The organism is Pseudohaemophilus parahaemolyticus, assembly GCF_938021905.1.
In the GTDB taxonomy this organism is placed as follows: domain Bacteria; phylum Pseudomonadota; class Gammaproteobacteria; order Enterobacterales; family Pasteurellaceae; genus Haemophilus_A; species Haemophilus_A parahaemolyticus_B.
In genome coordinates, this window is the sequence record NZ_CALIFA010000046.1 from 1 (window position 1) to 8,270 (window position 8,270).

At 38.4% G+C, this 8,270-nt stretch carries 9 protein-coding genes and 1 pseudogene; 5 read left to right on the forward strand and 5 right to left on the reverse strand.

Annotated features, from left to right (window positions below; genetic code table 11):
* A partial coding sequence (locus tag QMF79_RS04295; protein ID WP_281772887.1) for a factor H binding protein domain-containing protein occupies nucleotides 1-742 on the forward strand: 742 nt, incomplete at its 5' end.
* Nucleotides 743-856: 114 nt separating this feature from the next.
* Here QMF79_RS04295 and QMF79_RS04300 read toward each other — a convergent pair.
* Together QMF79_RS04300 and QMF79_RS04305 are read right to left on the reverse strand one after the other, a co-directional pair.
* Nucleotides 857-1,141, reverse strand: coding sequence for a type II toxin-antitoxin system YafQ family toxin (locus tag QMF79_RS04300; RefSeq protein ID WP_281772888.1), 285 nt, complete (start codon nucleotides 1,139-1,141; stop codon nucleotides 857-859).
* Nucleotides 1,142-1,146: 5 nt separating this feature from the next.
* Nucleotides 1,147-1,434, reverse strand: coding sequence for a type II toxin-antitoxin system RelB/DinJ family antitoxin (locus tag QMF79_RS04305; protein WP_281772889.1), 288 nt, complete (start codon nucleotides 1,432-1,434; stop codon nucleotides 1,147-1,149).
* A gap of 92 nt (nucleotides 1,435-1,526) precedes the next feature.
* On the opposite strand from QMF79_RS04305, the gene QMF79_RS04310 reads away from it, so the two are divergent.
* Entirely contained in the window at nucleotides 1,527-2,951 is a 1,425-nt protein-coding gene (locus tag QMF79_RS04310; RefSeq protein WP_281772890.1) for a porin family protein, read from the forward strand.
* An 80-nt stretch (nucleotides 2,952-3,031) separates the two neighbouring features.
* Here the strand turns inward: QMF79_RS04310 and QMF79_RS04315 are convergent, their stop codons facing one another.
* Nucleotides 3,032-3,601 (reverse strand): DUF5358 domain-containing protein, encoded by a 570-nt coding sequence (locus QMF79_RS04315; RefSeq protein ID WP_281772891.1) that lies wholly within the window; start codon nucleotides 3,599-3,601, stop codon nucleotides 3,032-3,034.
* 13 nt (nucleotides 3,602-3,614) lie between these two features.
* On the reverse strand, nucleotides 3,615-4,439 hold the full coding sequence (gene dapF, locus QMF79_RS04320) for a diaminopimelate epimerase (RefSeq protein WP_281772892.1): 825 nt from the start codon (nucleotides 4,437-4,439) through the stop codon (nucleotides 3,615-3,617).
* 139 nt (nucleotides 4,440-4,578) lie between these two features.
* Here dapF and QMF79_RS04325 point away from each other — a divergent pair, with 139 nt between their 5' ends.
* Both QMF79_RS04325 and QMF79_RS04330 read left to right on the forward strand, forming a co-directional pair.
* Entirely contained in the window at nucleotides 4,579-5,901 is a 1,323-nt protein-coding gene (locus QMF79_RS04325) for an anaerobic C4-dicarboxylate transporter (RefSeq protein ID WP_281772893.1), read from the forward strand.
* Nucleotides 5,902-6,431: 530 nt separating this feature from the next.
* Nucleotides 6,432-6,731 (forward strand): annotated as a pseudogene (locus QMF79_RS04330) (IS1595 family transposase); the annotation flags it as partial.
* Nucleotides 6,732-6,789: 58 nt separating this feature from the next.
* Here QMF79_RS04330 and QMF79_RS04335 read toward each other — a convergent pair.
* Nucleotides 6,790-7,440 carry a TfoX/Sxy family DNA transformation protein gene (locus QMF79_RS04335; RefSeq protein WP_281772894.1) on the reverse strand — a complete coding sequence of 217 codons (651 nt, stop codon included), beginning with the start codon at nucleotides 7,438-7,440 and terminating at the stop codon, nucleotides 6,790-6,792.
* A gap of 487 nt (nucleotides 7,441-7,927) precedes the next feature.
* Here QMF79_RS04335 and rpsJ point away from each other — a divergent pair, with 487 nt between their 5' ends.
* Nucleotides 7,928-8,239 (forward strand): 30S ribosomal protein S10, encoded by a 312-nt coding sequence (rpsJ, locus tag QMF79_RS04340; protein WP_001181005.1) that lies wholly within the window; start codon nucleotides 7,928-7,930, stop codon nucleotides 8,237-8,239.
* Nucleotides 8,240-8,270: the final 31 nt, after the last annotated feature.

An 8,270-nucleotide genomic window follows, 5' to 3' on the forward strand; every position in this document is an offset into this window, starting at 1 on the left:
ACGCAAAGCGGAAGAGGCACGCAAAGCGGAAGAAGCTCGTAAAGCCGAAGAAGCTCGCAAAGCTGAAGAAGCCCGTAAAGCCGAAGAAGCATTAAATGCAAGAGATAAAACCAATGCCACTATACAAGCAAAACTTCTTAAAGAACAGGCTCTAGGACAAGAAGTTCCCTCTTTAGGAAATATTATTAATAAAGATCACGAAAATATTTCTAGTGATGATAAATTAACGAAATATAGAGGCTTTCAAAAAATTTATAACCAACCATATTCTATAGTTATTTCAAATAATGAATTTGAGAACATTATCAATGATGTAGAACAACCTTTAAAACCACATAATATTCAGATTGTTGGTGTTGCAACACACGAAAGAAATATCCCAAATTCAGGTAAAGCAACTTATATTGGTGAAGGAATTGGTGAAACTGAGTCAGGTAGATTAATCTACAAAGTCGATTTTGATACTAAAAAAGGTCAGGGAAGTGTTTCTAGCCAAGTTTTATACGGTCGAGTTGAGTTAAAAGAAGCTGATATCCAACCACAGATATCTTTAAATGATAAGGCTGTTGTAGGTATTCAGGGGGTAGCTGTTTCTTCTTCTTCAGGAATGACGAATGGACATTACCAACTTGGTTTCTTTGGACCTGAAGCAGAAGAGGTCTCTGGTATTGCACGTTTTAAATTTGTTGGTGAAGATAAAGAATTTGGCTTCGGCGGCACCCGCGGTGAAATTCAAAAATAACCTTTCTGTAGGGGCGAATTACATTTGCTCTGATATTCCACCGATGTTTTAGCAAATGCGATTTGCCCCTACAAGAAAATGCCGTTTAAAGTGGATTTAAACGGCATTTAACTATTAGAAAATTTCCGAATGTGAATCGATACGAATGAGCTTTAATTCTTCGTCATCAATAATTTGGTAAATCAGCACAAGATCGTTAAAAATATGGCAATCACGATAACCTTGCATTTCGCCTTGTAATGCGTGGTTTAAATACTTTCTTGGAAGCGGTCGATTTCTTTGTAAAAAATACAAAACCTCGGTCATTTCTACTGAGAATTGTTGCTTAGCTGTGAGCTTTTTAATATCTCGTTGAAATGTTTTAGTTGCGGTTACTTTTAATGTTTTAACTGATTCCATACCCATTATTTCACTGATTTTAATAGGCTTTCCATAATGTTAGCTCCAGAATTTGCCTCACTAATAACATCAATATCACCGTTTTCAGCTTCTTGCATAGCACGTAATGTTTCAGCATTTGGTTTCAAATAAGAAAGGTTGAGTGGAATCGTTTTTGTATTCGCAATTTCTGTTAAGAATAAATTAAACACTTGCGAAGGGGTGAAACCGTAATTTTCAATTACATTAAATGCCTCTTGTTTTAAATTTTCTGATAAACGAAAGCTAAAAGATGTATTTTGTGTCATTGCCATAATTATCTCCTTTGTCTAACAATGCAGTACAAATCATTATAGATAGAATGTCTTGCATTGTAAAACAATGTTTACTTATGAATAAATTTACTATGAAAAAACTCGCAAACTTTCTTATTTTTCTACCGCTTGCAGTTCAAGCGGAAACCTTTCACACTCCTCAACCTGTTTTCTTTGAGAACAATACTTTGCCCAAACAGACTGAACCACAGATAAAAACGCAACCACAAACAGAAAATCCGCCTGCCCCTTCGTTTGCCCTTTCTGATGCAGACAGCACTAAAACCAAGCTAGAAAAGTTGATTAACTATGGTGTATTAAAACAGCAATGGCATTTGTTGAAGCAGATTCTGCCGTTGTATCAACAGCAGGCTGATTATGATAAAACGCTTTATCGTTATGCAATGGGGGCGATGTTGCGGGCAGAAAAAGAATACCCACAGGCAATTTCGCTTTATCAGCAGATTTTAGCCGAGAAGCCAGAGTTAGCTTATCCGCGGTTTGATTTAGGTGTGATGCTGTTTGAGAATAAACAATATCGCCAAGCAAAAGCGGAGTTGGAACGTGCTAAGCCCGAACTTTCACCACAAATGCAGCAACTTACCGAACGTTATATTCAGGCGATGGCAGAGCGGCAAAGTTGGCAGCCTGATATGGAGCTGCAATATACTCAAACGGATAATGTAAATAACGCCTCTTCGCAACAAGATATTATTCTAGGTGGGTTACGCTTTAAAAAAGATGCGGACTCCTTGCCGCAAAAGGCACACGGCTTCCGTTATGGTGTGGGCGTGAACCGTGAATTGAATGTGGGCGGCAACCATTTTGTTACCACAAATGGTCGCTTTAGTGGCGTGCATTATTGGGATAAGCAAGATTATAGCGAAAAATCACTTTATGCTTCGCTCGGTTATCGTTACCGTTCGGCATTGCAAGCGGTCGGATTTTCCCCATTTTTTGAACAGAACTGGCTCGGTTCACCACGTTATAGCAAAAATTACGGGGCAGTTGCAGATTTCCGCCGAGAATTGACCGCTTACTGGGCAATTTCAGGATCTTTTTCGCATACTCAAAAACGCTATGCCGATGCTTCTGTCACTCGCCGTCATAATGGTTATCTGAATGGTGTTTCACTTTCGTTAAGTTATCAAGCCAAGCCGAATTGGTTGCTATTTGGTGGCGTGGAAGGTAGTGTTGATCGTAGCAAAGATAAAGCGGAATCTTCGCTTCGCCGTGGGGTGAATATCGGTTCGGTATGGGAGCTTAAAGCGTTTGTTAGCCGTGTTAGCTTACGTTATGTGAAGCGAGATTTTCGAGCGGAGAATTTTTATTTTCCAACCAAAAAACGTCAAGATAAAGAATACAGTTTTAACGCCACCATTTGGCATAACAAACTACAATGGCAAGGGTTTGTACCGAAGCTAAATTATCGTTATCGTAAAATTGATAGCAATATTCCAGAATTTTATTCTAGAAAAAGTGTTGAGTGGTTTGTGTCGGTGGAGAAAGATTTTTAGCCCCTTTTTGAAACAACAAGCGGTGAAATTTGCAATTTCTTTTACAAATTTCACCGCTTGTGATATTCGCTGTTCGCTGATTAGAGCAACAACGCCGATCCCCATTTGATAATATCAAAGAAGAATTTATTTTGGTTGGTGGCAACGCCATCGCTGTTTTTCTTGTCGTCGCTTGCGGTTTTTGTTTCTTCCACCATGCCACTTTTGTATTGCCCCTTAACGACCGCTAAATCATCGCGGGCTTGTGCTCGCAGTGTTTCGCATTGCTGGGCTGTTAGAGGTTGGATCTCGGTAGGCTTATCTTTAAATTTTTTGAATTGATATTGTGCATAGCCCATGGATTTTTCGTCTGCCTGCAAAATATTTACATACTGCTCGCCAATGACTTTTTCAAGCGGGTAGAAGAAAACATATTGGGCATGGATATAGCTATCTTCTTTTGAAAAATGATTTTGTTGAATACGGGTCAAATTTGGATAAATACATTGACGAGCCTGTTCGCTTTCTGCCACCCATTTTTGTGCATCTTGGTCAGAGAGGACATAATCTGCATCCGCAAATTGACCTGGAAATGCCTCTTCTGGTTGATTGTTGGAAGAGCAAGCGGTTACTATGAATGGTAATGAGAAAATAAACGATTTTTTAAACATAGAATTTCCTTAATTAGAGTTTGATAAACCCATCATAAATATGTGTTGCATCGCCTGTCATATAAAGCGGGTGACCAACACCGTCCCATTCAATCCAAAGTGAGCCACCAGGTAAATCTACCTGTACTTTGCTGTTTAATACGCCTTGCATAATGCCGACGGCAACTGCACCGCACGCACCGCTGCCACAGGCTTGCGTTTCGCCCGCACCACGTTCGAAAACACGGAGTTTGATATGATTGCGATTGAGCACTTGCATGAAGCCAATGTTAGCTCGTTCTGGGAAGCGTTCGTGGTTTTCAAGCAATGGACCAAGTTGTAACACTGGGGCAGTTTCGATGTTTTCAACTTGTAATACACAGTGTGGGTTGCCCATAGACACAACGCCACAGAGCACGGTTTGTAGATCGGTGCGGAGAATGTAGTTTTTCTCGAATTTGTTGGCAGTAAACGGTACTTGTGCGGGTTCCCAAATCGGTTCACCCATATTTACACGCACTTTGCCATCATCTTTGAGGCTTAAGACCATTTTGCCTTTAGCGGTGCTCACGTGAATATTAGGCTTGTTAGTTAAGCCTTTTAATGTCACGAAACGGGCAAAACAGCGTGCACCGTTGCCGCATTGCGACACTTCGCTGCCATCGGCGTTAAAAATGCGGTAGTGAAAGTCCAGTTCAGGGTCGTAAGGGGGTTCAACTAATAGAAGTTGGTCGAAGCCGATGCCACGATGACGGTCGGAAAGTTGGCGGATGATATCGGGGGTTAGAAACACGTTTTGCGTGACGCTATCGATCACCATAAAATCGTTACCCAAACCGTGCATTTTTGAAAACTGCATATTTTTTCCTATTTTTTGATTTTAATTAAATCTAATAGTAGAGATTAGATTTGTTTATGATATAGTTAGCGGTGATTTTTAATCAGTTATAACCTCAAATTATGAGGGTTTTTCTCTAAATTACAACGGAGTTGTTCAAATGTCTACAATGTTTCTTGTGCAATTCGCCATTGTGTTGCTCTGTATCTTAGTCGGTGCACGCGTGGGCGGGATTGGTTTGGGTGTGTTTGGTGGCTTGGGGCTTGCCATTCTTTCCTTCGGTTTTGGCTTAAAACCAGCTGGTTTGCCGATTGATGTAATGTTTATGATTATGGCGGTAGTTTCTGCTGCGGCTGCAATGCAAGCTGCAGGCGGTTTGGATTATATGATCAAAATCGCAACCAACATTTTACGACGTAATCCGAAACATATTACATTTATCGCACCGCTGGTTACGTGGACGTTTACCGTATTGGCTGGAACGGGACATGTTGCATATTCGGTTCTTCCTGTGATTGCTGAAGTAAGTCGTCATAGTGGCATTCGCCCAGAACGCCCTCTTTCAATGGCGGTAATTGCTTCTCAATTTGCTATTGTCGCAAGCCCAATTGCAGCAGCTGTTGTTGCGGTTGTTGCATTCCTTGAGCCACAAGGCATTCACTTAGGTGATGTGTTGATGGTAACGATTCCATCTACTCTTGCAGGTATTTTATTGGCGTGTGTATTTGTGAACAAAATGGGCAAAGAGCTCAAAGATGATCCAGAATATCAACGCCGTTTGAAAGATCCAAAATATGCAGATACCTTTAACTCAACCGCAAGTTCTACGGAAATAGAAGTGAGCAAAACGGCAAAAATCTCTGTTTCACTCTTCTTATTCGGTGCATTGCTTGTCGTGTTAATGGGGGCTATGCCTTCACTCCGTCCAGTTTTTGATGGCAAACCAATGGGAATGGCACACACTATCGAAATCATTATGCTTTCAATTGGTGCATTAATTATCTTCACTTGTAAACCAGACGGCACAGAAATCACTAAAGGTTCTGTTTTCCACGCGGGTATGCGTGCGGTCATTGCAATCTTTGGTATTGCGTGGTTGGGTGACACTTTAATGCAAGCTCATATGGATGAAGTAAAAGATTTGGTGAAAGGTTTAGTCGAAACTGCACCGTGGGCATTTGCTTTCGCACTTTTCGTCCTTTCCGTATTAGTCAACAGTCAAGGGGCAACAGTGGCAACATTATTCCCGCTTGGTATTGCATTAGGTATTCCCGCACCTGTGTTAATCGGTGTGTTTGTGGCGGTAAACGGTTACTTCTTCGTGCCTAACTATGGCCCAATTATTGCATCAATTGACTTTGATACCACAGGTACAACCAAAATCGGTAAATACATTTTCAATCATAGCTTTATGCTTCCAGGCTTATTAAGTATGGCATTCTGCTTAGTATTTGGCTTAGCATTGTCTAATGTATTACTCTAAGTATGTTTGGGCATGGAAAACATGCCCAATGTTATTTAATCAATAAAAAGGCATAGTAGACAAAATAGCTGCTAATCCGTCAAAAACTATGCCATGTGGACAAAACAGTTGTTAATGTTTATTTTTCAAAATATTAGCAACTCTTTTTATTTAAAAAATCCTTCTAGCCTATTTGCCGTATTTTTGATATTTATTTTAGTATGCTTTTCAAAGGTGAATAATTCATATCATATTTCAAACTTGCATAAGCTCCTCTTACGTTACTGTGCTTATAAGGGAAATATCCATTCTCATTCGCTTTATCACTCCGTTCTTTTAAAAAATCTTCATGTCTTTTAAATCAAGCATGTAAACGAAGATAAAATTCATTTTTTGAACTTTTAACTAACGGTTGTACAATAATTTTGGGGGATGTTCTAGCTAACGACTAAAAATCCTATTTAGGTTAGAATAAACTAATGAGAAAAAGTCGCTTAAGTCAGCATAAATAAAATAAACTCATTGAAGTGTTTAGCGAAGGTGTGACAGCAAAAACAGCTAGCGAATTGGTTATCCGAGAGAAAGTTAAGCCTGATAGCATAGTGTACACGGATACCTTCCGTAGTTATGATGTGAGTGAATTTAGCTATTTTCGCCTCAATCACAGCACGCGTTTTGCTGAAAATCATAACCAAATAAACGGAATTGAGAATTTTTGGAATCAAGCAAAACGCCATTTACGCAAGTTTAATGGCATTCCTAAAGAGTATTTTGAGCTATATTTAAAGGAATGTGAATGGCGTTTTAACAACAGTGAAATAAAATCTCAAATTTCCATTTTAAAACAATGAGTTAAGGGAAGTTTGGTCTAGTTATCAGTACAACCCCCAAATAAATTAGCATGCCTATTTATTCTTCGTCAGGAATATAAAACTTATGGCGAAGTCCTGCATCATACATTGCTTTGTTTGCTTCTCTAAGTAATTCTATTTTTTCTTCAGGTGTAATATGATAAATAGATTTTTGATGAATTGCTCCATGTAATTTGAATAACATTAAATCGGAACCGTCAGAACCTTGTTTAACTAATTCGACGAAAGTATTCATATAGCCATTTTGTTGGAATTGTTCTACATTGTTGATGTTTATTTTCTTTAAAATTCTCTCCATTTTAAAATTCATATTTGTTAAGGAGCGAACTTGTGTTTTTCGTTTCTCTTGTTCCTGTTTATATTGTTCAGATAATTCGTCCAAAATACTTTTTACCCAATGTGAAAAACGATTTTCATTCTGGGCTTTATGGTAGGGAATAGCGAAAAAGTTTTTTGTGTTAAGACCTACTTCTGGATCTTGTAATACATATGTTCCTTCTAGCTGTTGAATCTCTGTTTTCGATTGGCGAGATGCCCGAATAAAAATAGTGTTATTTTTATATAATGCAATCATAAAACCATTTGTATGAATACCATAATAAGAAAAATGGGTTTTTAGCCTAATTTTTCCTGTAATAGGCTCAAAGAGTGCAGAAATTGGTTGTTCTACAGCGTGAATTGGAAGCATATTTTCTCCTAAAATATCAATAATTTTGTTAAATGAAAAAATCTTTTTAATAAATACCTGAGAATGAGTGATCGTTTCAACTACATTTTTTCAAAAATGTGAACTCGCTCGAAAATTTAAGAAAAATATTTTGAAATAACATAAAAGATTGCGTTATTTCAAAATTTTGTAATTTATGATAAGAAATGCTAAAAATTTTTTGCCTAAAAAGCAGTTCAAAAAATTATCAAATTTGCAGAAAAAAAGAGTTGCCAAAATCGGAATTTGTCTGTATCATACAGCCAATTTTCTCGTGTATCTTTGAGAGAAGACAGACGAGTGAAGTCGTTTGATGTAATCATTTATCAAATGGTGTTGCCGATTTGGCAGCATATATAATGTTCCTAATCTTGGAACTATAATAGGTGTAACTGAGCTCCCTTATTCTTTTTAGATAAGTGGTAGTTTGGTTTTTTTATTAGCTAAATTTTAATGGAGCTCTGGTCTAATGCAGAACCAAAGAATCCGTATCCGCTTAAAGGCGTTTGATCATCGTTTAATTGATCAATCAACAGCGGAGATCGTAGAAACAGCTAAACGTACTGGTGCACAAGTTCGTGGTCCAATTCCTTTACCAACTCGTAAAGAACGTTTCACGGTATTGATTTCTCCACACGTTAACAAAGATGCGCGTGACCAATATGAAATCCGTACTCACAAACGTTTAGTTGATATTGTTGAGCCAACAGAAAAAACTGTTGATGCTTTAATGCGTTTAGACTTGGCTGCCGGCGTTGACGTGCAGATCAGCCTAGGTTAATTAAGAGGTTATTACAATGATTGGTTTAGTC

What these genes read in the sequence shown, in the direction of transcription:
- rpsJ (WP_001181005.1), top strand. Translation starts at nt 7,928, where the DNA reads ATGCAGAACCAAAGAATCCGTATCCGCTTAAAGGCGTTTGATCATCGT.
- QMF79_RS04315 (WP_281772891.1), bottom strand. Translation starts at nt 3,601, where the DNA reads ATGTTTAAAAAATCGTTTATTTTCTCATTACCATTCATAGTAACCGCT.
- QMF79_RS04305 (WP_281772889.1), bottom strand. Translation starts at nt 1,434, where the DNA reads ATGGCAATGACACAAAATACATCTTTTAGCTTTCGTTTATCAGAAAAT.
- QMF79_RS04310 (WP_281772890.1), top strand. Translation starts at nt 1,527, where the DNA reads ATGAAAAAACTCGCAAACTTTCTTATTTTTCTACCGCTTGCAGTTCAA.
- QMF79_RS04335 (WP_281772894.1), bottom strand. Translation starts at nt 7,440, where the DNA reads ATGCTTCCAATTCACGCTGTAGAACAACCAATTTCTGCACTCTTTGAG.
- dapF (WP_281772892.1), bottom strand. Translation starts at nt 4,439, where the DNA reads ATGCAGTTTTCAAAAATGCACGGTTTGGGTAACGATTTTATGGTGATC.
- QMF79_RS04325 (WP_281772893.1), top strand. Translation starts at nt 4,579, where the DNA reads ATGTCTACAATGTTTCTTGTGCAATTCGCCATTGTGTTGCTCTGTATC.
- QMF79_RS04300 (WP_281772888.1), bottom strand. Translation starts at nt 1,141, where the DNA reads ATGGAATCAGTTAAAACATTAAAAGTAACCGCAACTAAAACATTTCAA.